At 68.7% G+C, this 23,408-nt stretch carries 22 protein-coding genes; 8 read left to right on the top strand and 14 right to left on the bottom strand.

The window, feature by feature from the left end; translation table 11 throughout:
* Complete coding sequence (locus JJB11_RS13680) at positions 1-744, top strand: SDR family NAD(P)-dependent oxidoreductase (RefSeq protein ID WP_201172009.1); 744 nt, start codon at positions 1-3, stop codon at positions 742-744.
* Positions 745-871: 127 nt separating this feature from the next.
* Here the strand turns inward: JJB11_RS13680 and JJB11_RS13675 are convergent, their stop codons facing one another.
* Positions 872-1,405: a DsbA family protein gene (locus JJB11_RS13675; protein ID WP_201172006.1), complete on the bottom strand. Its 534-nt coding sequence runs from the start codon at positions 1,403-1,405 to the stop codon at positions 872-874.
* A 252-nt stretch (positions 1,406-1,657) separates the two neighbouring features.
* Between JJB11_RS13675 and JJB11_RS13670 the strand changes: the two genes are divergently transcribed.
* Positions 1,658-2,878 carry an alkene reductase gene (locus JJB11_RS13670; RefSeq protein WP_201172003.1) on the top strand — a complete coding sequence of 407 codons (1,221 nt, stop codon included), beginning with the start codon at positions 1,658-1,660 and terminating at the stop codon, positions 2,876-2,878.
* A gap of 91 nt (positions 2,879-2,969) precedes the next feature.
* On the opposite strand, the gene JJB11_RS13665 is transcribed toward JJB11_RS13670, so the two are convergent.
* From JJB11_RS13665 to JJB11_RS13655, 3 genes are read right to left on the bottom strand one after another with little or no spacing between them, the layout of a single operon-like run.
* On the bottom strand, positions 2,970-5,216 hold the full coding sequence (locus tag JJB11_RS13665) for a xanthine dehydrogenase family protein molybdopterin-binding subunit (RefSeq protein WP_201172000.1): 2,247 nt from the start codon (positions 5,214-5,216) through the stop codon (positions 2,970-2,972).
* On the bottom strand, positions 5,213-6,235 hold the full coding sequence (locus JJB11_RS13660) for an FAD binding domain-containing protein (RefSeq protein WP_201171998.1): 1,023 nt from the start codon (positions 6,233-6,235) through the stop codon (positions 5,213-5,215). Before JJB11_RS13660 ends, JJB11_RS13665 begins: the two co-directional genes overlap by 4 nt.
* On the bottom strand, positions 6,232-6,807 hold the full coding sequence (locus tag JJB11_RS13655; RefSeq protein ID WP_201171996.1) for a (2Fe-2S)-binding protein: 576 nt from the start codon (positions 6,805-6,807) through the stop codon (positions 6,232-6,234). The genes JJB11_RS13660 and JJB11_RS13655 overlap by 4 nt, the downstream gene beginning before the upstream one ends.
* A gap of 258 nt (positions 6,808-7,065) precedes the next feature.
* Between JJB11_RS13655 and JJB11_RS26565 the strand changes: the two genes are divergently transcribed.
* Complete coding sequence (locus JJB11_RS26565; protein ID WP_201964833.1) at positions 7,066-7,620, top strand: hypothetical protein; 555 nt, start codon at positions 7,066-7,068, stop codon at positions 7,618-7,620.
* 170 nt (positions 7,621-7,790) lie between these two features.
* Complete coding sequence (locus JJB11_RS13645; protein WP_201171994.1) at positions 7,791-8,639, top strand: extracellular catalytic domain type 1 short-chain-length polyhydroxyalkanoate depolymerase; 849 nt, start codon at positions 7,791-7,793, stop codon at positions 8,637-8,639.
* Between the two features lie 127 nt (positions 8,640-8,766).
* Here JJB11_RS13645 and JJB11_RS13640 read toward each other — a convergent pair whose 3' ends face one another.
* Both JJB11_RS13640 and JJB11_RS13635 read right to left on the bottom strand, forming a co-directional pair.
* Entirely contained in the window at positions 8,767-10,392 is a 1,626-nt protein-coding gene (locus JJB11_RS13640) for a hybrid sensor histidine kinase/response regulator (RefSeq protein ID WP_242528967.1), read from the bottom strand.
* 2 nt (positions 10,393-10,394) lie between these two features.
* Positions 10,395-11,561 (bottom strand): FIST signal transduction protein, encoded by a 1,167-nt coding sequence (locus JJB11_RS13635; RefSeq protein ID WP_201171990.1) that lies wholly within the window; start codon positions 11,559-11,561, stop codon positions 10,395-10,397.
* Positions 11,562-12,348: 787 nt separating this feature from the next.
* On the opposite strand from JJB11_RS13635, the gene JJB11_RS13630 reads away from it, so the two are divergent.
* Entirely contained in the window at positions 12,349-12,612 is a 264-nt protein-coding gene (locus tag JJB11_RS13630) for a hypothetical protein (RefSeq protein ID WP_201171988.1), read from the top strand.
* A gap of 55 nt (positions 12,613-12,667) precedes the next feature.
* Here the strand turns inward: JJB11_RS13630 and JJB11_RS13625 are convergent, their stop codons facing one another.
* Positions 12,668-12,898: a hypothetical protein gene (locus tag JJB11_RS13625; protein ID WP_201171985.1), complete on the bottom strand. Its 231-nt coding sequence runs from the start codon at positions 12,896-12,898 to the stop codon at positions 12,668-12,670.
* A gap of 215 nt (positions 12,899-13,113) precedes the next feature.
* Here JJB11_RS13625 and JJB11_RS13620 point away from each other — a divergent pair, with 215 nt between their 5' ends.
* Positions 13,114-13,377, top strand: a complete 264-nt coding sequence (locus tag JJB11_RS13620; RefSeq protein WP_201964832.1) for a hypothetical protein — start codon at positions 13,114-13,116, stop codon at positions 13,375-13,377.
* Between the two features lie 391 nt (positions 13,378-13,768).
* On the opposite strand, the gene JJB11_RS13615 is transcribed toward JJB11_RS13620, so the two are convergent.
* Complete coding sequence (locus tag JJB11_RS13615) at positions 13,769-14,470, bottom strand: type 1 glutamine amidotransferase domain-containing protein (RefSeq protein WP_201171983.1); 702 nt, start codon at positions 14,468-14,470, stop codon at positions 13,769-13,771.
* A gap of 283 nt (positions 14,471-14,753) precedes the next feature.
* Between JJB11_RS13615 and JJB11_RS13610 the strand changes: the two genes are divergently transcribed.
* Positions 14,754-16,142 (top strand): FAD-containing oxidoreductase, encoded by a 1,389-nt coding sequence (locus JJB11_RS13610; protein WP_201171981.1) that lies wholly within the window; start codon positions 14,754-14,756, stop codon positions 16,140-16,142.
* Positions 16,143-16,162: 20 nt separating this feature from the next.
* Here the strand turns inward: JJB11_RS13610 and JJB11_RS13605 are convergent, their stop codons facing one another.
* From JJB11_RS13605 to JJB11_RS13580, 6 genes are all read right to left on the bottom strand, one after another.
* Positions 16,163-17,059, bottom strand: coding sequence for an NAD(P)-dependent oxidoreductase (locus JJB11_RS13605; protein ID WP_201171979.1), 897 nt, complete (start codon positions 17,057-17,059; stop codon positions 16,163-16,165).
* Positions 17,060-17,320: 261 nt separating this feature from the next.
* On the bottom strand, positions 17,321-18,433 hold the full coding sequence (locus tag JJB11_RS13600) for a TauD/TfdA family dioxygenase (protein ID WP_201171977.1): 1,113 nt from the start codon (positions 18,431-18,433) through the stop codon (positions 17,321-17,323).
* A gap of 10 nt (positions 18,434-18,443) precedes the next feature.
* Positions 18,444-19,406: a Bug family tripartite tricarboxylate transporter substrate binding protein gene (locus JJB11_RS13595; RefSeq protein ID WP_201172682.1), complete on the bottom strand. Its 963-nt coding sequence runs from the start codon at positions 19,404-19,406 to the stop codon at positions 18,444-18,446.
* Positions 19,407-19,451: 45 nt separating this feature from the next.
* On the bottom strand, positions 19,452-20,078 hold the full coding sequence (leuD, locus tag JJB11_RS13590) for a 3-isopropylmalate dehydratase small subunit (protein WP_201171974.1): 627 nt from the start codon (positions 20,076-20,078) through the stop codon (positions 19,452-19,454).
* Positions 20,075-21,472, bottom strand: a complete 1,398-nt coding sequence (gene leuC, locus JJB11_RS13585) for a 3-isopropylmalate dehydratase large subunit (protein WP_201171972.1) — start codon at positions 21,470-21,472, stop codon at positions 20,075-20,077. The genes leuD and leuC overlap by 4 nt, the downstream gene beginning before the upstream one ends.
* 1 nt (position 21,473) lies before the next feature.
* Positions 21,474-22,340: an isocitrate lyase/PEP mutase family protein gene (locus JJB11_RS13580; protein WP_201171970.1), complete on the bottom strand. Its 867-nt coding sequence runs from the start codon at positions 22,338-22,340 to the stop codon at positions 21,474-21,476.
* Positions 22,341-22,451: 111 nt separating this feature from the next.
* Here JJB11_RS13580 and JJB11_RS13575 point away from each other — a divergent pair, with 111 nt between their 5' ends.
* The gene (locus JJB11_RS13575) at positions 22,452-23,345 is read left to right on the top strand and encodes a GntR family transcriptional regulator (RefSeq protein ID WP_201171967.1); all 894 of its coding nucleotides are present in this window, start codon (positions 22,452-22,454) and stop codon (positions 23,343-23,345) included.
* Positions 23,346-23,408 lie beyond the last annotated feature (63 nt).

The following is a 23,408-nucleotide window of genomic DNA, read 5'->3' as shown; positions in this document are numbered from 1 at the left end:
ATGAAACTGGCGGGAAAAGTTGCCCTCGTCACGGGGGCGACGGGAAGTTTTGGTCGAGCGATCGCACGGACTCTGAAGCAGGCCGGGGCGCGAGTGATGCTGGCTGACTTGCCTGCAGAGAACAATGATTCCGTGACTGCGCTGCTCGGCGAACTCGGCGCTGGAGCGAGTTATGTTCGACTGGACGTGCGCGCGGAAAAGGAGTGGTCAGTTGCTGTCGCGCGATGTCTGTCGGAGTTTGGGCAGCTGAACGTGCTTGTCAACAACGCGGGCATCAGCGGCGGAATCGACGCCGGCGGCGACAGTATCGAGGCCTGGGACGAGCTCATGGACGTGAATGCGAAAGGTGCATTCCTGGGAATCCGGGCCACCTGCGATGCGCTTTCCCGTCACGGTGGTTCAATCGTCAACATCTCCTCCGTGTCTGCGCTCCACGGGCAACCGAAATCCAGCCACATGGGATATCACGCATCCAAGGCGGCTGTTCACATCATGACCAAAGCAGCAGCGTTGCGGTATGCGCCAGCGGTGCGTGTCAACAGCGTTCATCCCGGAATCATGCCGGTGATGAAGACGTCCAAATTCGAGCCGGCCGCACGGGCGAACGCCTTGGCGCAGGTACCGCTCGGGCGCGAAGGTCGCGCCGAAGATGTGGCGAACGCCGTACTGTTCCTTGCTTCGGAGGACGCGTGCTACATCACGGGCGCCGAGCTTTTGGTCGACGGTGGCCTCATGGCTGGTTGATCACAGCTCCACCGGGCTGCTGGGGGCTCCCCACGTTGATCGTTCCACAGATCAGGGCCGGGTGGCCGCCTCAGCAAGTAGAACCGGCATCCGACGCATAGTGCCGGCTTGAGCTCAGGGCAGGAGATCAGGACGCTGCCGCCGCGACCCGCATGATCGCGGCGAGCAGGGAAGCCTCGTCGTGCCCGCCCCGGTGGAGCACGCCGTTGATGAAGAAGGTCGGCGTTCCCTGGACGCCGCTTTGCAGCCCACCCTCCATGTCGTCCTCGATCTTGGGCAGGAACGCGTGGCCGGAGAGGTCGCCGGCGAACCGCTTGACATCCAGGTGCAGGGCGGCGGCGTACTTGATCAGGTCGGCGGGCGCCAGTGCGTCCTGGTGCTCGAAGAGCACGTCGTGCATCCTCCAGAACTGGCCCTGAGCCCCCGCCGCTTCCGCGGCCTCGGCCGCGAGCTGCGCGTGCGGATGCACGTTGACCAGCGGGAACTGGCGGAACACGACGGCCAGCGTGTCCGGCAGCTCCCTCTCCAGGTTCTTCACGACCCCGTAGGCCGCACCGCAGTACGGGCACTCGAAATCGGCGTATTCGACCAGCACCACCGGTGCGTCCGGTGAACCGCGCAGATGGTCTCGCTCGTTGATGGGAACGGTCAGTGTGTTCATGCACGCAGGTTAGCCGCGCACCACCGGCGTGTTTGTCGGTTTCCTGCTGTCCATGGCAGCCGCCGGCCGACTCCTGGGGCCTGACACGCAGCGTCCGGCATCCCCGCGTGCTGCACCCACGTTCCTGCGCCTGCATGGCGGGATCCTGCGCCATTACCCGCTTCGGCCGGCACGAGTGCGGCCCGGCGGTGCACGATGGCTGTTTGAGCCGGGCTGGCAGCACGCCGTCGATGCCCGGGAAACGGAGTCTTCATGTCCGCCACCGTCGAGTCATCCGCCGCGACAAACCAGGTAGCCGAGCCCCAGCACGCGGAGCAGCGCCTGTTGTTCCAGCCCATCAGAGTCGGGCGCTTCCAGTTGCCGCACCGCATCGTCCTCGCCCCCCTCACGCGGTCGCGTGCACGCCAACCGGGGAACGTGCCGTCGCCGCTGAACGCCTGCTACTACCAGCAGCGCGCCTCTGCCGCGCTGATCATTTCCGAGGCGACGCAAATCTCGATGCAGGGACAGGGCTACGCCTGGACACCGGGCATCCACAGCCGTGAGCAGGTGGAGGGCTGGCGTCTCGTCACCGACGCGGTGCACGAAGCCGGCGGCCGCATCATCCTGCAGATGTGGCACGTGGGCCGGATTTCCCATCCCTCACTGCAGCCCGATTGCATGCCGCCGGTCGCGCCCTCTCCGATACGGCCCGAGGGGATGGCCTTCATCGAAAACGACAAGGGCGAAGGCGAGTTGGTGCCCTTCGTGACGCCGCGAGCGCTGCAGTTGGAGGAAATGCCTTACCTCGTGCGCCAGTACGAGCGGGCGGCGCGCAATGCTATCAAGGCCGGTTTCGACGGCGTGGAGGTCCACGCCGCCAACGGCTACCTGCTCGATCAGTTCCTGTGCAGCGGCACGAACCGCCGAACCGACGCGTACGGTGGACCGGTGGAGAACCGCGCGCGCCTCCTGCTGGAGGTCGTGGACGCGGTCACGAAGGTCTGGAACCCCGACGCTGTCGGCGTGCGCCTCTCTCCGATGGCAACGGCCAACGATATCCGCGACGACGATCCCCTCACCACCTTCACCCATGCCGCGCGCGAGCTGGACTCGCGCAAGCTGGCCTACCTGCACGTCGTCAATCCGGCGCTGCCAGCGCTCGAGAGCAAGATGCCTCCCAGTGCGGCGGCCATGCAGATGCTGCAGCGCATTCGCGAGACCTGGCACGGGCCGCTGATGCTCGCGGGCGGCTTCGATGCCGAGACGGCAGAACAATGGCTGAGGGAGGGCCGGGCCGACCTGATCGCCTTCGGCCGCAAGTTCATTGCCAACCCGGACCTTCCGGAACGGCTGCGCGGGCGCGCGCCGTTGAATGCGGACGACAGGAGCACCTACTACGGCGGCGGCGAGAAGGGCTACACCGACTATCCCAGCCTGGCGCAGGAGCGCGGCACGGCGCCCAAGGCTTGCGTGGATGAGAGCTGGCGCTAGGCTGAACCGGGACTTGGCGGGCCGCCTGAAGTTCCATCGCCGACCTTCACTCCGTGTCGGCGGCACCGGCGGTCGGGTTGCATGCGAGCCCCTAGGCCATGACCGGCGCCATCACCTTGTCCGGCGTCATCGGCAGCGTGCGGATCCTGCGCCCGGTGGCATGCGAGATCGCATTGGAGATCGCGGCGGCGACGCCCAGTCCGCCGATCTCGCCCACGCCCTTGGCGCCCAGGCGGCTGACGATGCGGTCGTCCTCCGGCACGAAGATGACCTCCAGCGCATGGATGTCCGCATTGACCGGCACGTGGTAGTTGGCCAAGTCCACCGTCATGAAGCGGCCGAGCGCCTGGTCGATGAGCGTGCCCTCGTGCAGCGCCTGCCCGATGCCCCACACGATGCCGCCCAGCACCTGGCTGCGCGCCGTGAGCTCGTTGATGATGCGGCCGCAAGCCACCGCGCTCACAACACGCGTCACGCGCACGGTGCCCATCGCGTCGTCCACGCGCACCTCGCAGAACACCGCCGAATGCACGGCGCGCTCGTAGCGACCCTGCTCGTCCTCGTCGGGCTGGAGGTGGAAGTGCGCCTCGAGCCTGTCGGCTCCGGAGGCCGCCAGCACTTCCTGCACGGGCAGTCCGCCGCCCTCAGGACTGCGCCGCCGCAACTGGCCGCCGACGAACTCCACCTCCGCGAACTTGCTGTCCGCCAGCGGTGACGCCGCCATCGCGCGCGCGAGCTGCCAGGCCTTCTTGCACAGCTTCTCGCACGCAGCATCCACGGCCGAACCCACGCTGGCGACGTGCGAAGACCCGCCCTCCGTCGGCGCCTGCGGCAGCCGCGTGTCGGCGATGTGCACGCGCACGTCTTCCATCCGCACTCCCAGCGCGGACGCCGCGACCTGCGCAAGCACGGTGGCTGTGCCGGTGCCGATGTCGCTGGCCGCCGTTTCCACGTCAACGTGGCCGTCGGCGTGCCACACCACCCGCACCTGCGCTTCCTCCTGCTCGGCGATCCACTGCCCGCTGGCCATGCCCCAGCCCACCAGTTCGTGGCCCTCGCGCATGCTGCGGGGCTGCGGGTTGCGCCGCGACCAGCCGAAGCGCTCCGCCGCCATCGTGTAGCACTCGCGCAGCTTCTTGCTGGAATAAGGCTTGTCGCCGGAAGGCGCGCGCTCGGCGTAATTGGCGAGGCGCAGCGCCAGCGGATCCATCCCCAGCGCCTGCGCCAGTTCGTCCATGGCGACCTCCAGCGGGAAGAGGCCGCTGGCGGCCCCCGGCGCCCGCATGTCCAGCGGCGTCGGCAGGTCCAGCGGCAGCACGCGGTAGTCGCCCCGCAGGCTCTTGCTGCGGTACAGCGTGCGCGACCAGCGGGTGACCATCTCGGTGTAGTCGTCCACGCGCGAGGTTTCACCCACCGCCTCGTGGATCAGCGCGTTCAGCGTGCCGTCGCGTTCGGCGCCCAGCCGCACGCGCTGCCAGATCTCGGGCCGGTGGCCGAAGGTGAACATCTGCTGCCGCGTCAGCACCACCCGCACCGCTCGCCGCAGGTGCAGCGCGCCGACGATCGCCAGCAGCAGGTTGTACTGCGGCCGCAGCCCGGAGCCGAAGGCGCCGCCAACGAAGGTGTTCAGCAGCGTCAGTTGGCTCTCGGGCAGGCCGAACACCTTGGCCAACCGCCTGCGCGTGCCGTGCCCGCCCTGGTTCTTGTCGTGGACGGTGAGCGCGCCGCCGGCCTCGAAGACGACCGTGCTGGCGTGCAGTTCCATCGGGTTGTGGTGCTCCGCGGCCTGGTGAAATTCGGCGTCGATCTTGACGGGCGACACGGCGAAGGTCTCATCGGCATCGCCGCGCGGCTTGGGTGGCGCCGTGTCCTCGTCGAGTTCCTTCGGGGCACGGCCCTGAGCGTGGTGCCGCGGCAAGTCGGTCGCGTGCGCCTGCGCGTCGTACTCGATGCGCACCAGGCCGGCCGCGTGGCGCGCGGCTTCCCAACTCTCCGCCAGCACCAGCGCCACCGGCTGGCCGGCATAGTGCACCCTGTCGCTCACCAGCGGCTTGACCGGCACGGTGGAGAAGTCTTCGCCCGTACCGAAGTAATGCGCGAGCTGCGGCGCCTCGCTGCGATGGCCGTGCCACAGCACATCCAGCACACCGCGCACCGCACGCGCCTGCTCATCGTGCACGGCCACGATGCGCCCGCGGGCGATGGCAGCATTGACGACGACGCCATGCACGAGCCCTTCGGCGGCGATCTCGGCGGCATAGCGCGCCTGCCCGGTCACCTTGGCGCGGCCGTCGATGCGGGGCACGGGCTCGCCGATCGCGACGAAGCCGCCGCTCATGGCGCATCCTCCGCGTGGTTGGTCACCGTGCCGGCGCTGGCGAGCGCCAGCGCGCGGACGACGGCTCGCCGCGCCAGCGGGATCTTGAACGCGTTGCTGCCCTCGCCGGTGCCCTGCGGCACGGCACCCTGCAGCAGTGCGTCGGCGGCGCGGGCGAACGACGCATCGGTCGCCGGCTGGCCGACCAGCAGCGCTTCGGCCGCCGGATCGCGCCAGGGCTTGTGCGCCACGCCGCCCAGCGCCACGCGTGCGGCGTGGATGACGCCGCCGTCCAGGTCCAGTGCCGCCGCCACCGAGACCAGCGCGAAGGCATAGGACAGGCGCTCGCGCAACTTGAGGTAGACGCTGTGCGCGCGGAATCCGTCGGCCGGGGGCAGCGTGAGCGCGAGAATCAGCTCGTCGTGCGCCAGCGTGGTGTCGAGGTCCGGGCGGTCGCCGGGCAGGCGGTGGAAATCGGCGAAGGGGATCGTGCGTTCGCCGCGCGCCGAAGCAACCTGTACCGTCGCAGCCAGCGCGGCGAGCGCCACGCACATGTCGGACGGGTGCGTGGCAATGCAATGCGCGCTGGCTCCGAGGATCGCATGCTGCCGCGCCAGGCCAGCGATGGCCGAACAGCCGGAACCCGGCTGGCGCTTGTTGCAGGGCATGGCGATGTCGTAGAAGTAGCAGCAGCGGGTGCGCTGCAGCAGGTTGCCGCCGTTGCTTGCCATGTTGCGGATCTGCGCGGTGGCGCCCGACAGGATCGCGGTCGCCAGCAGCGGATAGCGCTCGCGCACCAGCGGGTGCCAGGCCGTGGCCGCGTTGCGGGCCAGCGCGCCCAGCCGCAGGCCGCCCTCGGCCGTGGGCTCGATCGCGGCCAGCCCGAGCCGATTGATGTCGACCAGCCGCATCGGCTGCTGCACGTTCACCTTCATCAGGTCGATGAGGTTGGTACCGCCGGCGATGAAGCTGGTGCCCTCGCCGGCGAGCCGGAGCGCCCCGGGAACGTCGCTGACGGGGACGAAGGTGAACGGGTTCATGCCGGCTCTTCGGGTGCGCGGACGGCGCGCGCATTCACCGTCGTGCCGGCGATCCAGGCAGTGCGCGCCACCTCGCTGGCGTGCGGCCCGGGCCCGATCACCACCTGCGCGACCGCCTGGGCGATCTGCGCGTAGGCGCCGCAGCGGCAAAGGTTGCCCGACATCAGCTCGCGCACATCGTCCAGAGACTTCGCGTGTCCCTCGTTCGCCAGGCCGACGGCGGAGCACAGTTGCCCCGGCGTGCAGTAGCCGCACTGGAAAGCGTCATGCTCCATGAAGGCCTGCTGCAGCGGATGCAGGTCGTCGCCCTGGGCGAGGCCCTCCACCGTGGTCACCTCGCCGCCGTCGTGCATCACCGCGAGCGTCAGGCACGAGAGCACGCGCACGCCGCCGACGAGGACCGTGCAGGCGCCGCACTGCCCGTGGTCGCATCCTTTCTTCGTGCCCGTGAGGTCGAGGTGGTCGCGCAGGAGGTCCAGCAGCGGCGTCCAGCTCTCGACCTCCAGCGCGTGAGGCATGCCGTTGATGCGCAGCTGGATGTCATGACGGGAAGGTGGAGCGAGCGGCGGCATGGGCGGCCTTCGGAAGGCGGGAGCGCGCCAGCATGATGGCCAGCGCGCGCAGCTTGCTGTGTCCAGAACCTGCGCGAAGTTCCGCTTTCCTGCTGGTCACTGGCCGCCCAGCGGCCCTCACGCCGGCGCTTGATGTGGGAACGGATCGCAATCGGTGTCTGCGAAGAGTTGAAGAAGAGCCAGTCCTCGCGGACCCAGACTCAAGTCGGCATATGCCTCCGGGCCCACAGAGCGCACCACGTGAAATACCATGGTGTCGTGCGTCGCCGCGCCGCACAACACAGCTGGATCGAGCTGGAGCGGCTCGCGGCCGCGATCGTCCTCGCGACTGGTGGTGATGTGGGCGTGCTGCTCGCCCTCGGGGCCGCGCTCGTGATCCATCCGGGCCTCGGCACGGAGGTCGAATCCAGCTCCGGACCCACCGACACCGATTCCGTGACCGCGCTGCTGGACGGAGGCAGCAGCATGTCGATCGTCGGCGCACCTGCGGTACCGAGCCTGCCGGCGCAACGTAGGACATCGGCGATCAGCGAACAAGCCCGTTCCCTAGAGCCGTGCCGCAGCATCGGGGTCATGGTCAGCACAACCTCAAGAACTGAAGGCATCATGCGCAATCCCTGGACCAGCAAGAATCCCTTCATGAGCATGTGGCTGAGCGCGGCCAACAAGTCCGCCGGGACCGCTCGCGGCATCGCGGCGTCCTCCGCCAAGCGGCAAATTGCGTCCGCGCAGGCGGATGCGACGCGGCAATTTCTCGAGTTCTGGGCACCCCAGGCGGCCACGGTTCGTTCCCGGAAGAAGGCACGACGCTGAAGCGACGCTCCAAGGCCCCCACGTGGCCCAACATCGTGGGCGGCAGCATTGCGGCAGTCGCAAGCGCGGCCCTCTTCGCGAATCACCGCACCGCCAAAACGCTGCTAGCGCCTGTATTGAGGCAACGAGAGCCGCCGCCCGGCGCCGGCCAGTGGCTGTCTGGCGTGGCCATGGGTGCAGGCGGCGTGCGGCGTTGGTGGCTGTATCGGCCGCCCGATGCCAAGTTCGGTGAGCGGCTGCCCCTCATGGTGATGCTGCACGGATGCCGGCAAAACGCGAATCTGTTTGCGACCAGCACCCGGATGAACGCCGTCGCCGCACGGGAACGGTTCCTGGTGCTCTATCCCGAGCAGGAACGGTCCTCCAATGCGCAAGGCTGCTGGAACTGGTTCGACACGTCGTCGGGACGCGCCTACGGTGAAGCGGCATCGATCATGAACGCCATCGACCAGGTGTGCATGCTGTATTCGGCCGATCGCGACCGGATAGCGGTTGCGGGGCTGTCTGCAGGTGCCAGCATGGCAGCATTGCTCGCCATCCGGCAGCCGCGACGCTTCAAGGCGGTGATCATGCATTCCGGCATTCCTCCGGGTACTGCACATTCCGCGTTGTCCGCGGTGAGTGCGATGCATGGAGGAAGGAACACCAGGTCGCTGCCGACAGGACCTGCGAGCACGGGCGAGGTGCTGCCGCCGCTGCTGGTGATCCATGGCCAGGAGGACACCTTGGTGGCGCCGAGCAACGGGCTGGCCGCAGTTCAAGTCTGGGCGGAAGAGGCCGGCGCCCAGGGCGTGGTGCAACGCACGGTGCAGCGCGGCAAACGCCATGCCACCCTGGTCACCGACTTCAAGCGCAGGGGCAGCACGGCGGCGACCCTGGTGGAAGTCGCGACGCTGGGGCACGCTTGGAGTGGGGGCGCCGCGGGTGAGGCTTACAGCGATGATCAGGGGCCGGACGCGTCGCGCATGGCCTGGCGGTTTGCGCGCAGGCAGTTCGAGGAGGCGATCATCGCGCGGTGAGCTGGAGCTCCGACCCAATGCGCTGGAAGAAGCCGGGTGCCGACCGGGTCGGCGCGCCGTTACATCTCTGCCGGCGTCCTGAAGTCGAGAGTCTTCCTTGGGCGCTCGCGGCATCGGGGCCGCCGGCCTACTCCGGAATGGCAACACCGGCGTTAGCCAGCAGCCCCTGCAGTTGCTCGAAGGAGACGGGCTTGACCAGATGGCCGTCGAAGCCCGCTTGCGCGGTGCGACGCTTGTCGTCGGCGCTGCCGTAGCCGGTCAGAGCGTGCAGGTTCGCCGAGTTGCCGAACCGCCGGCGCCATTCCCGCGCTGTCGCGTAACCATCCATGCCTGGCAGGCCGATGTCGAGCAGCACAATATCCGGCTGCCCCAACGCCTGGGCGAGCTCCAGTGCATGGGCGCCGTCGTGTGCTACGGAGACGTCGGCGCCCATGAGTCGCAGGATCTCGGCCAACGACTGCGCGGCATCGACATTGTCATCGACCACCATCACCCTTGCGTGAAGCCGGCCCGGTTTCCGCGGTGCATCCGCAGGCGCGCTGCGCACAGGTGGCGCGACCAGCGGCAGCAGGACGTGAAAAGTGCTCCCCAGACCCGGTCCCGCGCTTTCAGCGCGCACCGTACCTCCATGCGAGTCGACCAGCATCCGCACGAGCGTGAGGCCGATGCCCAAGCCGCCTGGGGCACGGTCCAGTGAGCCGGGCACCTGCGTGAACATCTCGAAGATGCTGCCGAGCATCTCCTTCGGAATGCCCACGCCTGTGTCGCTGATGCGAATGCATGCTTGACCCCCATCCTGCAGAACCTGAACTTCGATGTCGCCGCCGGGCGGCGTGTACTTCGCCGCGTTGTTGAGCAGGTTCGAGAATACCTGGGTAAGGCGCACGCGGTCGCCGTGCACGTGCAACGGCGCCGGGGCTTCCACGACCCGCACGCGATGACCGCGGCTTTCCACCAGCGGCCGGCTCGCGTCGAGCGACGTGGCCAGCAATTCGTCCAGGCGCAGGACCTCGCGGCGCAGCTCGATCAACCCGCGGCTCACGCGTGATACATCGAGCAGGTCGTCCACGAGGTGGGTGAGCTGGTGAAGCTGCCGCGTCATCAGGGCCAGCTGCCGGTCCAGGAGCGCGGGATCGCGTTCGGGTGACCTGCGCATCACCTCGATCGCTGTCGTCATGGGCGCCAGCGGATTGCGCAGTTCGTGGGCCAGCATCGCCAGGAATTCGTCCTTGCGCTGGTGCTCGGAGCGCAGCTGCTGGTTCAGTTCGGCTGCCGCACCACGCGCGGCGTCAAGTGCCTTGGCGAGCTGGTGCGCCTTGGCGGCGGCGGCACGCGCATCCGCCGCCTCCGCGCGCCCGATCGCCAGAGCCTGCTGCGCGCGCAAGACCGCGCAAAGCATCGGCAGGGCGACCTCGAATTCGTCCGGAAATGCAATCTTCGTTCCTGCCGCCAACACGAAGGCGCACTGCCCCGCGGCGCGGGCATGCGCGATGAACTCGCGCCCTTCGATGTCGACCGGAGCGGTGAACTCGCCCGGTTCCCGGCAACGCGCGAGGAACTGGCGCCAGCGCGGCCCGGCGGCCAGCGTCTTGGGCATGCCGGCTGCCGGCAACAATAGGCCGAGTTCCTTATCGTCTACGTACAAAAGCAAATAGGCGGCGCCGAGTGCCCTGGCGATTTCGCCTGCCGCCTCGGCCCGCCGCGTCTCGTCGCCGAGCGCGTCAATCAGGGACCGGAGGGGGCCCGCCGTCATGCTCACGTCGGAAGTACACAGACCACGGCGGTGCAGTTGTGGAAGCCCCCGAACTGGCCTTCGGCGCGCGCGATCTGGCCATAGGTGTTGCACCCGACGAAGGCAGCCGGCGCCAACAGGCTCGCGCAGGCCTGCAATTCGTCCTCGAACGCCCGGCCCAGGCGCAGCCGCGTGGCGACACAGTCAAAAACGAAGGCAGCCGCGGGCTTTTCTCCGGCGAGCGCGTTCAGCGCCGCGGCTGTGGCTGTCCGCGCCGCTAGCACGGCCGAATCGGCCGTGGTCTTCATTACGTGGATCACCGCGCCCTCGGGCACTGCCGCGGCGCACAGGATCGCGCCGCTTTCGCCGATCGCTAGTGGTACTCGCAGGCGATAGCCCTCGTCGGCGCGGATTCCCAGCACGTTGTGCAGGAAAAACGGCATCGGGTCCTGCTCGTCGAACGCCTGCCCGCTTTGTTGCGCGTGCTCGCGCAACGCATCGAGCGCGGGGGCCCCATTAATGCCGATGAGGCGCGTCCCCTCGGATTCGGTAACGCGCAGCGCGGGCCCCGCGGGCTCCCAGCCATGCGCGACGCCGACGCCCACCGGCTTGCTCGAAAGAATCTCCAGCGCCGAAACCGCGTTGTTGTAGGCCTGCGTACCGGCGAACACATGCGTCGTGTCGAACCGCCCGTCGTCACCGGCCCCGCCGCCGAAGAAACGGTAGTTGCCGCCGGTGGCTAGCGTCAGTTCCTCAACGAGCGCATCGGTGTGGCCGGCGAGCGCGTCGGTCATGACAAGCGCGCTGCGATGCGGAAGCGCCGGCTTCGCTATGCCGCGAAAAGCTTCCAACAGCTGGCCCGCCGCATCCTTGGCGTTGCTGCTCACGCCCTGCCCAAGCCCGACTGCGAACTTCATGTTCGCCGAGCGGATGCCCAGCGCAGATACCTGGCCCTCTCCGCGCGACTGGTTCGTGAATTCGCCCGCCGAGGACGCGCCCGCGATCACGGTCGTGCCGGCAGCCTCAGCGAGCGCCTTGAGCAGCGCCGCATAGTCGTGCTGCGCGGAAGCAAAGACCACTATCGCGTCCGCCGCCGCGCCGCCGAAGGCTGTGCGTATGGCGGCGCCGAGCTCGCTGCCGGCACGCGCGCTGTCGCGCTGTTCAGTGATCGCGATGTGGGTCTGGGTCATAGCTACTGAGCAAGCAAGTCGGGCCGACTAGTTTGCGTCAGCATGCTCTGACGCTCTGTAGGAGGAGGCCCACCGTTCTGGGCGGCGGTGTGGCGCGAGGCCAGCCGATGGACGAAAAATAGGGAAGCTTTGGCCCCGGACCTGCGCGCGCGCCTCCGGCGCGCAAGGACGGTGCCCACCAGAGATCCCATTCGTTATTTTGCGAACGCGAGGCTCGTAGGCACACGGTCTATACGAATAAAGTCTCGGCGGACGTATCAAAGGGCGTTTCCCAACGCAGTCCCCCAAGGCAAGAAGACGTAGCGTCATGGCGTCAATGCATCCCCAAGCGCGAGACACGGCGCACGCACATTCGGGGTGAACGAAAGCTCGCGCCTGCCGTACTATGGCCGATTGTGGCCGCAAGCGGCCGTTTACACCGGCGGGACACGCTCGCGCCCTGGCACGTAGAGACCGAGGATCCGCCGCGCCCTGCAACCGATGGTGGTTGAAAAGGCGGCGGCGCACGACGTGTACCTGCGGGCCGCGTCGGACCAAAAGGGCATGCCGGAAGTGCTAGTCTGCATGACCGTCCCCTCTGCCGCGTCCCGCCGCCTGACCTGTACCCTCGATGCCATCCATGCCCAACGTATCGCTCGCGCTCCCAGCACTTCTCCTCGCACTGCTCGCCGGGTGCGCAAGCGTGTTCGCGCCCGCCCCTGGGCCTGCATCTGGATCTGCATCTGCAGACTCCAGCTGTGAAGTTGCAACCGTACCTCCCGGTGCTGTCTTCGGCGTGCGCCAGGGGATGAGCATCGCCACTTACACTGCCGGCACGCCGGCCGGCGGCTCCGGGTGCCAGCGTGTGTGGTACGGCGATAGGGCCCGTCCCGCATCGATGCAGGTGCTGGCAACATACTATTTCGTGGGCGGACACGTCCAGCGTCTCGTCGGCCACGTGCCGGGCGGCACGGACTACGAATGCCACTATCGCGATGGCGAGCTTGACGCCGCCAGGTCGCTCAATGCGGCGCAGTGCCCCAAAGCCAGCGAGGCGAAGCCGCTCCCCTGAACAAGGCCGTTCATTCGCCGCTGCCGCCTGCTTCTGGTCATGAGCAGCGCTCGCGTCAGCGGCCGACGACTGCCGCCAGCTCCCAGGTTCCCGCCTGTTCGTCGTACCGCAGCACATAGCTGCCCTCCTCGGTATCCACCTTCCACCAGCGCTGGGTCGCGCCGTACCACCTGTCGCTGACTGTGCGCACCTCCACGCGCCGGGACCCGAACCAGATCACGCTCGGTTCGAGGTCGCTTGTCGCTGCCGTGGTTTCGATCCGGATCATGCGCAGAAGGTAGCGCATGTCTGCTTCAAGCGGACTGGATGATGGCGGGGGTGCGCCAAACCCAACGCCTGCTTGACCTCCTGCTTGCCGCCGGCGTCGGTCGGCAGGCCCATCGATTGAGCTCTCGCGCTGGCTGCTGCCACCCGCTGGCGCATCAGAGGGATGGTCGGGTCGTGCGAAATCCTTCTGCCAAAGAGCCTTCCCTCCGACGCCACGAGGTGGACCGGCGCCCGATGATCGGCAACAACCTTCTGCAGGAGCCCGACATGCCACGAGGGGACAAGTCCGCCTACACCGACAAGCAAAAGCGCCAAGCGGGCGCGATCGAGAAAGGCCACGAGCAAAAAGGCGTCGCCCGTCCCGAGGCCGAGGCGCGCGCATGGGCGACCGTCAACAAGCTCCACGGCGGAGGCAAGAAGAGCGGCTCGGGACGCAAAGTCCCCTCCGGCCCGGTCGGCGGCTCGGGTCGCAAAACCAACCTGGCGCGCTCCTCCTGAGCCGCTCGTATCCGAGGAGTCCCGGCTGCTCGGGACCACTCTGCATCAGCTGTGGAACGCCCTGCGCAGGAACCTCAATGTCGGTTCCATTTGCGTGCGAGAGAACTCGGGATCCTCGTGTCCGGCGCCCGGCAGGATCACCAGTTCAGACCGTGCGCCAGCACGGACGAACGCCTCGTGCAACCGACGGGCCTGGGATGCATGGACGACCGGATCCGCATCGCAGGCAGCCCGCTGGTGTGGCAGCGTGCGCGTGAGTGGCGCGGTACCCTGCATCGCCCGCTTCGCCGCCGGACAGCGAGGGCCGCGCGCTGGTGCAGGGCGTGCACTGGTGAAAGCGCGCCGCGTCGACTGTTCTGCGGCGAAGGAGCTGCTGCACGCCTCGGCGCGCCTACGGTGCGGCGTCCGCCGAGGTCGCCTGCAGGACCTGCAACAGCGCCTGCGCGCCCGCCCCCGACGAGGCCGGATTCTGGCCGGTGACCAGCAGACCGTCGGTGACGACATAGGACTGCCAGTCGCCGCCCTTGCTGTAGAGGCCGCCTTCGGCCTTGAGCATGTCCTCCACCAGGAACGGCACCACCTTGGTCAGGCCGACGGCCGCTTCCTCGCTGTTGGAGAAGCCCGTCACGCGCTTGCCCCTCACCAGCGGTGCACCGTCGGGCGTCTTGACATCGCGCAGGACGCCGGGCGCATGGCACACCGCGGCCACCGGCTTGCCGGCGGCCAGCGTAGCCTCGATCAGGGCGACGGAATCGCGGCTTTCGGCCAGGTCCCACAGCGGGCCGTGGCCGCCCGGGTAGAACACCGCGTCAAAGTCGTCGGCGCGCACCGACGCGAGCGTGCGGGTGGAGGCCAGGGCCTGCATCGCCGCCTTGTCGGCGCGGAAACGCCGGGTCGCGTCGGTCTGGGCATCGGGCTCGTCGCTCTTGGGGTCGAGCGGAGGCTGGCCGCCCAGCGGCGAGGCGAGCGTGATTTCGGCGCCGGCATCCTGGAACACGTAGTAGGGTGCGGCCAGCTCCTCGAGCCAGAAGCCGGTCTTCTTTCCGGTGTCGCCGAGCCGGTCGTGCGACGTGAGAACCATCAGGATCTTCATGAGAGGACCTCGCGATGCCATGGGGTTGCAGAGCCGGAACGTCCGCACGGCTGCGGCCGCGGGAGGTCACGGATCGACTGCACAGGGTAAGCGATGCGCCGCGGCTGAGCCCGTGCAAATCGCCCCGCCTCAGCAGCGGCGCCCGAGTGTCCGGCACAGGTCTTCGCCGGTGCACGCAATGCCTGCGCAAATCGAAACCCGACAGGCCCGGCGCGATCCCGCCGAGCCTGCGCCGGTGCAAGAATGACTCTCGCCCGCTCACCAAGGCAGGCTCGGAGGCGACATGGATCAGGAGCGCTTCGACGTCATCGTGATCGGTGCCGGCCAGGCCGGCCCTGCGCTCGCGGCTCGTTGCGGCCGGGCCGGCATGCGGGTGGCGCTCATCGAGCGGCATCTCCTTGGCGGCACGTGCGTCAACACCGGCTGCTACCCCACCAAGACCCTGGTGGCCAGCGCGCGTGCGGTGCACCTCGCGCGCCGCGGCGACGAGTTCGGCTTCGAGACTGGCCCGGTGCGCGTGGACATGCGGCGCGTGAAGGCACGCATGGACGGCATCGTCGGGGCCGTGCGCGCCGACGTGGAGACCTGGGTGCGTGGCATGAAAGGCGTGGAATGGATCACTGGCCACGCCTGCTTCACGGCCCCGCGGACAGTACGCGTCGGCGAGCGCGAGCTGAAGGCGGACAGGATCTTCATCGACGTAGGCGCGCGTGCGGCGCGGCCGCCGTTGGAGGGCATCGATACCGTATCCACGCTGGACAATGCCTCGGTGCTGCAGCTGCAGGAAGTGCCCCGGCATCTCCTCATCGTGGGCGGCAGCTACATCGGCCTGGAGTTTGCGCAGCTGATGCGACGCTTCGGCGCCGAAGTGAGCGTCGTGGAGCGATCGCCTCGCCTGCTGCCGCGCGAGGACACGGATGTGGCCGAGGAGGTGCAGGCGATCCTGGAGCGTGAGGGCGTCTGCTTCCACCTGGCTTCCGAATGCGTCGCGTTCGCGCCGGGAGAAGCCACGGTCCGCATGCGAGCGCGGTGCGAGCCGCAAGACTTCTGGCTGGAAGGCAGCCACGTGCTGCTCGCCATGGGCCGCACGCCGAATACCGGCGACCTGGGGCTGGAATCGGCTGGAATCCGTGCGGACGAGCGTGGGTACATCGAGGTGGACGACCAGTGCCGCACCAGCGCCGAAGGCGTATGGGCCGTCGGCGAATGCAACGGCCGCGGCGCCTTCACGCACACGGCATGGAACGACCACGAGATCGTCGCCGCGAACGTGCTGCACGGCGAGACGCGTAGCGTGCGCGACCGGATCCCCTGCTACGCCCTGTTCACCGACCCGCCGCTCGGCCGCGCCGGCATGAGCGAGCAGGATGTGCGGGCCACAGGCCGCTCCGCACTGGTCGGGAAGCGGCCCATGGAACGCGTCGGCCGCGCCAGGGAATCGGGCGAGACGCAGGGGTTCATGAAGGTACTGGTCGATGCGCAGACGCGGCAGATCCTCGGGGCGTCTCTCCTGGGTCTGGCGGGCGATGAAGTGGTGCACATCCTGCTCGATGCAATCGCCAGCGGCATCACGGCCGCCGCGCTTGCGAGGACGATGCACATCCATCCGACCGTGGCGGAGCTTGTTCCGACTCTCTTGCAGGACCTGCACCCCCTGCAAGAGCGCGCTTGACCTGGCGCCGAGCCCCCGCCTTACTGGCCGTTCCAGCGCAGTCCGGCATCGGCCAGCGCGCCGATCGCGAGCGCGGAGAGGTCATATCCCTCCCCGATGCCGCGTGCGCGCACGGCCAGAAAGCGGTCATGCAGCAGGCTGGCCAGCGGAACGGGGATGCCGAGTGCATCCGTGGCTGCGAGCAGCAGGCGGTTGTCCTTCTGTGCCAGCGGCAGGCCGAACCCTGCGGGCCGAAAGCGCTGCGCCGCGATGGAGGCACCGTAGTTCTGGTAGGGCGGCGCATTGAAGATGGTGCCCGTGAGCGCCTCCACCACGGTCGCGGGCGCGATGCCCGCCCTCTCTGCCACGACGCCCGTCTCAGCCAGGGTCTCGACCATGGACATGAGCATGAAGTTGCCGAGCAGCTTGACGAGGTTCGCCTGCCAAGGCTCGGGACCGATGGTGCGGGTGGCCTGGCCCAGCTGGTCCAGCACAGGGGACACGGCCTCCAGATCCGCCTGCGCGCCCGCCGCCATCAGGAACAGCTTGCCTTGCGCGGCGGCTTCGGGCCGGCCGAACACCGGCACCGAGACATAGCGCTGGCCTGCCGCCTGGTGTCGCGCGGCCGCGTCCCTGGCAGCGTCGACGCCGACCGTGCTCATCCCGACATGCACGGCACCGTTGGCCAAGCCGGCCGCGATGCCGTGATCGCCGAACGTCACCGACGCGAGCGCCGCGTCGTCGGCCACCATGGTCACGACCACCTGCGATCGCGACGCAGCCTGCGCGGGCGTTGCTTCGACCGTCGCGCCCCGGGCGCGCAAGGCCTCCGAGCGTTGCGGCGTGCGGTTCCAGACATGCACCTCGTGCCCAGCCGCCAGCAGGCGCCCAGCCATGGCGCTGCCCATGGCGCCCAGCCCGATAAATCCGATCTGCATGGAGTGCCTCCAGAACAACCAGGGAACTGGCCATGGTCACAGAGTTGCATGCGCGCAGCCGTCAGCGCACTTCGCGTGTCGGGGCGCCCGTAACGCGCGGTTCTGACGCATGTCTCAATGCATCGCCTGAGTTGCCTCCGGCGTTCACCGCGCCGTTGGACAGCCGCGTCGATCTCGGCCGCAGCAGCGGGACGGCGCGCTGATGCTGAGGGCTTCCCGCCGGCAGAGTACGCAGCGTCAACCTCGTGCTTGCGCTGACGACTAAGGTCGGATCGTCGCGTCGAAACCCATGCCGAGCTCGGCAGCCTGCCGGGCGTCGAAGGCCTCGCACTGCTCGTCGTACTGGAACCCGTGGACTCCGCCGCGCACCGTGCCTGGGCGCGTGTCGCCGAAAAATCCTGCCCACGCGGGGGGGAGCGCGCGCCCTTCGGGAGTGGCCAGCCACAGGCGGAACAGCATGCGCTTCCTTGCAGGATCGGCGCCGTCCTGGAATTCGGTGCGGGAGTGCAGCACCGTGTAGTTGTTCAGGATCTGGAGGTCACCCGGCTGCAGCCGCATCAGGTACATGACCTCGGGCCGTCGCAGGATGGCATCGAGCAGGTCGATGGCCTCCTGCTGCAACGGCGTGAGCTCGCCACCGTCGGCCAGCCGCGTGGCGTTGATCACCCGGTTTCGATTCCAGAAGCAGAACAGCTCTCCCTCGTGTTCGGCGAAGACCGGGTTCACGTGAACCGGCGGCTTGCCTTCGACCTGCTCGCCCTGGCGGCTGAACCGGAACGGCTGCTGCAGGACCTGCGCCAGGTCCTGCCGCTCCCGGCAAAGAATGCGGAACGCCGTCGCCGCGCTGCTGCACATGCTGTCGCCACCGACGGGTGCCTGGTTGTAGCAGCTGAGGAGTACGACGTCCGAGCCGTCCACGTGGAAATCGAGCTCCGCGTTCGACGAATAGCCGCGGCCGCCGGCGCTGCGGTAGACGGTACCGGCGTCCATCACCTTGTTCATGTAGCGGCTGTGCCGGTCCTGCGGGCGGGCGACGCCGAAGTGCAGGCCGATGCCCCACGTGAGGAGTTCGAATTCCTCCGGGTTGAGTCCATCGCGGGGCAAACCTTGCACCAGCGCGACGCCGCGCCCGTGCTGCGCCTCGTCGAAGGCGCGGCGGATGGGCGCGAGCAGGCGCTCGCCGAAAGGAAAATCGCCGCGCCGGTACGCAAGCAGCGGCTGCCCTGGCCGCATGGCCGCACGGACCACGCTGGCCATGTGGGCGCTTTCCTGGGCGTCGAGGCGCGTGACCCAGCCCATGTCGTGCCCGAGGTCCGCCGCCATCCAGGCAGACGCGTCCCGCCCCACGGCAGGGCGAAGCAGGGCAGCACTCACGTCCGGCACCTCATTCCAGCGGGAAGCGCTTGACCATCGCGTCGGTCCGCTCGCCTTCCTTCCGGAGCATGGCGGCGAACTCGCCTGGCGTGTTGCCGAGTGCCTCCGCTCCCAGGCTGGTAAACATCTTGGTCGTCGCGTCGCCCTTGACGGCCTGGGCGACGGCCGTCGCGATCGCGTCCACCACGTTCTTCGGCGTTCCCTTCGGCGCGAACAGACCGTACCAGGTGACCGTGTCCATGCTCGGGAATCCCGCCTCCACGGCGGAGGGCACTTCGGGTGTGATCGAAGATCGCTTCGATCCCAGCGTGGCCAGGATCTTCAGGGCGCCGCTCTTGTAGTGCGGCAGGGCCGCCGTGACGCCCATGATCGACATGTTCACGGTGCCCGCCACGAGGTCCGTGATCAGCTGCCCGCCGCCCTTGTAGTTGACGACCAGCATGTTGTCCAGGCCGGCTTCCACCGCCAGCTGGCGCGCCTGCAGCCTGGCCGTGCTCTCCGTGGTGCCGAAAGAGCACGGGTTGGCCGCGGTCTTGCAGTACCGCAGCACTTCGGCCATGGTCTTGCCCGGCACGCTGCCGTTCGCCACGAACACGCCCGGCAACTGGGAGAACACCGAGACGGGCACCAGATCCGGCAGGGGATCGAATCCCTTGGACGAAGGAATGTGCTTCATCACCGTGATGGCATTGATCTGCACGAGCAGGGAGTGGCCGTCGGGCTTCATGCCGATGACCTTCCTCGTTCCGATCAGGCCGTCGGCGCCCGGTGCGTTCTCGACGATCACGGGTTGGCCCCAGATCCTGCCGAGCTCCTGGGCGACCGCGCGCGCTTGCGCGTCGACGCCGCCGCCAGGGCTGTAGGGCACCACGAGGATCACGGGGCGCTCGGGTTTCCAGTCGGCGGCGTGGGCCGCGATCGGGCCGACGGCCCATAAGGACAGGAGCAGCGCGAAGGCGCGGCGACGCGACATGAGGGGCACGGTTTTGTCTCCTTGGATTGTCTGTGGGGATGCGCGTCAGGCGGCCGAACGCGCGGCAGCCGGCCACGCCCAGGGACGCCGCTGGCGGTCTTCGCGTTGCCAGCCGCGAATCGCGGCGTCCGCCTGCAGCGTCAGGCCGATGTCGTCCAGGCCGTTGAGCAGGCCCTCACGGCGCAATGCATTGACGGCGAAGCGGGTGGCACGGCCATCCGGTCCGTCGATCACGCACCGATCGAGGTCGACCGTAAACGGCGCACCGTCCGCGGCCGCCGCAGCCAGCCGCTCGACGACCGGCAGCGGCAGCTCGATGGGCAGCATGCCGTTCTGGAAGCAGTTGTTGAAGAAGATGTCGCCGAAGCTCGGAGCGATCACGCAACGCACGCCCAGCCCCATCAGGGCCCACACAGCGCCCTCGCGTGATGAACCGCAGCCGAAGTTGCTGCCCGCCAGCAGGATGGGCGCTCCGCGGAACGGCGGCCTGTTGAGGACGAAGGCCGGGTCTTCGGAGCCGTCGGGACGCAGGCGCAGCGCCTCCAGCGCATAGGGTCCGAGTTGGTCGCGCTGGAGGTTGGTGAGCCGTTCGATGCGGATGATCACGTCCGTATCGACGTTCTCGCGCATCAGCGGTGCCGCCGGCCCGGTGACTGAGGTAAAGGGGGTCATGCAAGGTTCCTCGGATCAGTGATGCAGCCGGCGATGGCCGCCGCCGCGGCGACGGCGGGGCTCGCCAGGTGCGTCCGCGCGCCGGGCCCCTGCCGGCCGACGAAGTTGCGGTTGGACGTGGAAACGGAGCGCTGGCCAGGAGGCACCTGCTCGCCGTTCGCGGCCACGCACATGCTGCAGCCAGGCTCGCGCCACTGGAAGCCGGCTTCGATGAAGAGCCGATGCAGACCTTCCGCCTCGGCCTCTCGCTTGACGATCTCGGAACCCGGCACGACCCAGGCATTGACCCCGGGCGCGACCTTGCGGCTGCCCACCACGGCAGCGGCCGCACGCAGGTCGGACAGACGCGAGTTGGCGCAAGAGCCGATGAAGACCCAGTCGATCGGCGTCCCGGCGATGGGCGCATTGGGCTGCAGCCCCATGTACGCGAGTGCGGCCGCGCCTTCTTCGGCACGCGCTCCCAGGCTGGCGGGCTCAGGGATGCATGCATCGATCGCAATGGCGTGCTCGGGACTGGTCCCCCAGGTCACGGTGGGACGCACCTGCGCGGCGTCGATGCTCACCTCGCGGTCGAACACTGCGTCGGCGTCGCTGGCCAGGGTGCGCCAGTCCCTCGCTGCTGCCTCGAAGGCGGCGCCTTCCGGCGCCCACGGCTTGCCGCGGACCCAGGCGATGGTGCTTTCGTCGGGTGCGACCAGACCGAAGCGCGCACCGAGCTCCACCGCCAGGTTGCACAGGGTGAGGCGCGCCTCCACTTCCAGCGCCTCCACGGCGGGCCCCGCGAACTCGATCGCATGGCCCACGCCGGCGGCCGCCCCCAGGCGGCCGATGATGTGCAAGGCCAGGTCCTTGGCCGTCACGCCGGCGCCCAGCCGCCCTTCACAGCGGATCCGCATGCGCCGGGGCTTCTGCTGGCGCAGCGTCTGCGTGGCGAGCACATGCACGCTTTCCGAGGAACCGATGCCGAACGCGAGCGCGCCCAGTCCGCCGTTCGTGCAGGTATGGCTGTCGGTGCAGACGACCGACAGCCCGGGCAGCACGATGCCGAGTTCCGGCCCCATGACGTGGACGATGCCCTGCCCCGCCGTGCCGAGATCGAAGAACCGCACCCCGGAGGCGCGGGCCCCATCCCGGAGAGCGGCGTGGAGACGCCCACCCAGCGGAAAAGTCGACGCGGTGCGACCCGGCTTGCTGGAGACCGCATGGTCGGCGGTGGCGAAGGTGAGCTCCGGGTCGTGCAGATTCAGGCCACGCCTTGCGAGTTCCGCAAAGGCGGGCCCGCCACCCAGGTCGTGCATCAGGTGGCGGTCGATGTGCAGCAGCGCCCAGCCATCGCCGAGGTCCTGCACGACATGGGCGTCCCACAGCTTGTCGAAGAGTGCGCGGGCCGCCATCTCAGCGCCCCGGCTCACCGGCGTTGAAGCGCGTGCGCAGGTCGTTCCATTCGTCCGCGCCGAACCGGCGGAACACCTCGCCGACGCTCGCGCCCGCCGCCGGCGGCACACCGGTCTCGCGCAACTGCTTCAACGCAGCGTCGCCCGCCTGCAAGGTGGCGACCAGCATCAGTCCCGGGACGATCACGAGCTTGTAACCCATTTCCTCGGCGTCCCGCATGCGGGGCACCGGCGTCTTGCCGCCCGGCACGACGTTGAGCAGGCAGGGGCCGTGCACGCGCTTCGGCACGGCCGCCATTTCTTCGGTGGTCTGCACCGCCTCGACGAAAGCGATGTCGGCGCCGGCCTCGAGTGCAGCGTTCGCGCGCCACACCGCTTCGTCCAGGTCGGACGTGGCGCGGGCGTCGGTGCGGGCGATGATCGTGAATTCCGGCGTGCGGCGCGCCTCGACGGCAGCCCGGATCTTGGAGACGAATTCGGCGCGCGGGATCACGACCTTCCCATCGAGATGGCCGCAGCGCTTGGGGGACACCTGGTCCTCGATGTGCAGGGCGGCGACGCCGCGGGCTTCGTATTCGCGAACAGTGCGCGTGACGTTCAGCTCGTTGCCGTAGCCGGTGTCCGCGTCGGCGATCAGCGGAATGTCGACCGAACGCGCCATGACCGCGGCGTTCTCGACCATCTCGCTCATGGTCAGCAGGCCGAAATCCGGGAACCCGCGGGCGGCGGAGGTCCCTGCCCCCGTCATGTACACGGCGGAGAAGCCCGCCTGTTCGATCATGCGGGCGCCGATCGCGTCGTAGGCGCCGGGGGCGACCAGCATGCGGCCGGTGGCGAGCTGCTGGCGCAGGGAAGTGCGTAGACTCATGAGGACCTCGTCGTTTGGTTGTTATATCCTCAATACAACCGGCGGACGTGTCAAGCGGGTTAACCTCTCCCTCCAACAGCCCAGCAAGCCAGTCCGCGCTCCGGAACGCACATGAATCCACCCTTTGCCGCAGCCTCTCCCGCACAACGCGCCACCGGCACGGCCCTCCACCGGCAACTGTTCATCGTCCTGCGCGACGAGATCGAGCGGGGGGTGTATTCCGCCTCGGGCGCGCTGCCGAAGGAGGAAGCCCTTGGCGACCGCTTCGGCGTGTCGCGCATCACGGTCCGCCGGGCGCTGGCGGACCTCGTTGCACTCGGGCTGGTCGAACGCCGGCATGGCCTGGGAACTTTCGTCAAGGCGAGCCCCCACAAGGCGCGCGTGACGCCCAGCCTGAGCTTCATCGATTCGCTGCGCCAGGTGGCCAGCGACACGCAGGTGCATGTGCTGCAGGTCGGGCGCGCCGCACCGACGCCGGACATTGCCGCGGTCCTGCAGATCGCGCCGGGCGAACCGGCCCTGCACGCCTGGCGCCTGCGCAGTGTCGCGGGCGTACCGCTCATGATCACCGAAGCATGGGTTCCCGACTTCGTCGGCAAACGGGTCACCGCGGCTCGCCTGAGAAAACGGGCGCTCTACGAGCTTCTCCAGGACGAGGGTGTGCAATTCGGCAGGGTCGTGCAGGAGATCACCGCGCAGGCGGCGTCTCCGGACGTCGCCGGACTCCTGAACGTCGAAGTCGGCGCCCCGCTGCTGAAGCTGGTGCGGCTGATGCACGACGTGGAGGCGCGGCCCGTGGAGCACCTGACCGCCCTTCTCACGCCGGAGCGCAGCCGGATCCTGATGGACATTCCAGGAGAAAAGGTGGACACGCTGGGCGCCGGGCAGATCGTGCATGACCTTGGCCTGGGGGCTCACGCACTCCGCGCTGCCGCCCCGCCTCGAACTGGCCAGGGCCGCACGAGCGTCGGGAAAAGGCAGAAGCGGCAGGAGCCTGGGCGGTAGAAGGACGCGCCTGCGCCGGGGCGTGGAAGCGTGTCAGGCCAGGCGCAGTCGGACTGTGTGCTA

Origin of the sequence: Ramlibacter ginsenosidimutans, from assembly GCF_016654015.1 — a bacterium.
GTDB classification, from domain to species: domain Bacteria; phylum Pseudomonadota; class Gammaproteobacteria; order Burkholderiales; family Burkholderiaceae_C; genus Ramlibacter; species Ramlibacter ginsenosidimutans.
The sequence above is the reverse complement of the archived record's forward strand: the minus strand, read 5'-3'. Positions and strand labels throughout refer to the sequence as shown.

What these genes read in the sequence shown, in the direction of transcription:
- JJB11_RS13610 (WP_201171981.1), top strand. Translation starts at nt 14,754, where the DNA reads ATGGATCAGGAGCGCTTCGACGTCATCGTGATCGGTGCCGGCCAGGCC.
- JJB11_RS13680 (WP_201172009.1), top strand. Translation starts at nt 1, where the DNA reads ATGAAACTGGCGGGAAAAGTTGCCCTCGTCACGGGGGCGACGGGAAGT.
- leuC (WP_201171972.1), bottom strand. Translation starts at nt 21,472, where the DNA reads ATGGCGGCCCGCGCACTCTTCGACAAGCTGTGGGACGCCCATGTCGTG.
- JJB11_RS13620 (WP_201964832.1), top strand. Translation starts at nt 13,114, where the DNA reads ATGATCGGCAACAACCTTCTGCAGGAGCCCGACATGCCACGAGGGGAC.
- JJB11_RS13595 (WP_201172682.1), bottom strand. Translation starts at nt 19,406, where the DNA reads ATGTCGCGTCGCCGCGCCTTCGCGCTGCTCCTGTCCTTATGGGCCGTC.
- JJB11_RS13615 (WP_201171983.1), bottom strand. Translation starts at nt 14,470, where the DNA reads ATGAAGATCCTGATGGTTCTCACGTCGCACGACCGGCTCGGCGACACC.
- JJB11_RS13640 (WP_242528967.1), bottom strand. Translation starts at nt 10,392, where the DNA reads ATGACGGCGGGCCCCCTCCGGTCCCTGATTGACGCGCTCGGCGACGAG.
- JJB11_RS13670 (WP_201172003.1), top strand. Translation starts at nt 1,658, where the DNA reads ATGTCCGCCACCGTCGAGTCATCCGCCGCGACAAACCAGGTAGCCGAG.
- JJB11_RS13635 (WP_201171990.1), bottom strand. Translation starts at nt 11,561, where the DNA reads ATGACCCAGACCCACATCGCGATCACTGAACAGCGCGACAGCGCGCGT.
- JJB11_RS13655 (WP_201171996.1), bottom strand. Translation starts at nt 6,807, where the DNA reads ATGCCGCCGCTCGCTCCACCTTCCCGTCATGACATCCAGCTGCGCATC.
- JJB11_RS13630 (WP_201171988.1), top strand. Translation starts at nt 12,349, where the DNA reads ATGAGCATCGCCACTTACACTGCCGGCACGCCGGCCGGCGGCTCCGGG.
- JJB11_RS13660 (WP_201171998.1), bottom strand. Translation starts at nt 6,235, where the DNA reads ATGAACCCGTTCACCTTCGTCCCCGTCAGCGACGTTCCCGGGGCGCTC.
- JJB11_RS13580 (WP_201171970.1), bottom strand. Translation starts at nt 22,340, where the DNA reads ATGAGTCTACGCACTTCCCTGCGCCAGCAGCTCGCCACCGGCCGCATG.
- JJB11_RS13645 (WP_201171994.1), top strand. Translation starts at nt 7,791, where the DNA reads ATGGGTGCAGGCGGCGTGCGGCGTTGGTGGCTGTATCGGCCGCCCGAT.
- leuD (WP_201171974.1), bottom strand. Translation starts at nt 20,078, where the DNA reads ATGACCCCCTTTACCTCAGTCACCGGGCCGGCGGCACCGCTGATGCGC.
- JJB11_RS13665 (WP_201172000.1), bottom strand. Translation starts at nt 5,216, where the DNA reads ATGAGCGGCGGCTTCGTCGCGATCGGCGAGCCCGTGCCCCGCATCGAC.
- JJB11_RS13605 (WP_201171979.1), bottom strand. Translation starts at nt 17,059, where the DNA reads ATGCAGATCGGATTTATCGGGCTGGGCGCCATGGGCAGCGCCATGGCT.
- JJB11_RS13575 (WP_201171967.1), top strand. Translation starts at nt 22,452, where the DNA reads ATGAATCCACCCTTTGCCGCAGCCTCTCCCGCACAACGCGCCACCGGC.
- JJB11_RS13625 (WP_201171985.1), bottom strand. Translation starts at nt 12,898, where the DNA reads ATGCGCTACCTTCTGCGCATGATCCGGATCGAAACCACGGCAGCGACA.
- JJB11_RS13675 (WP_201172006.1), bottom strand. Translation starts at nt 1,405, where the DNA reads ATGAACACACTGACCGTTCCCATCAACGAGCGAGACCATCTGCGCGGT.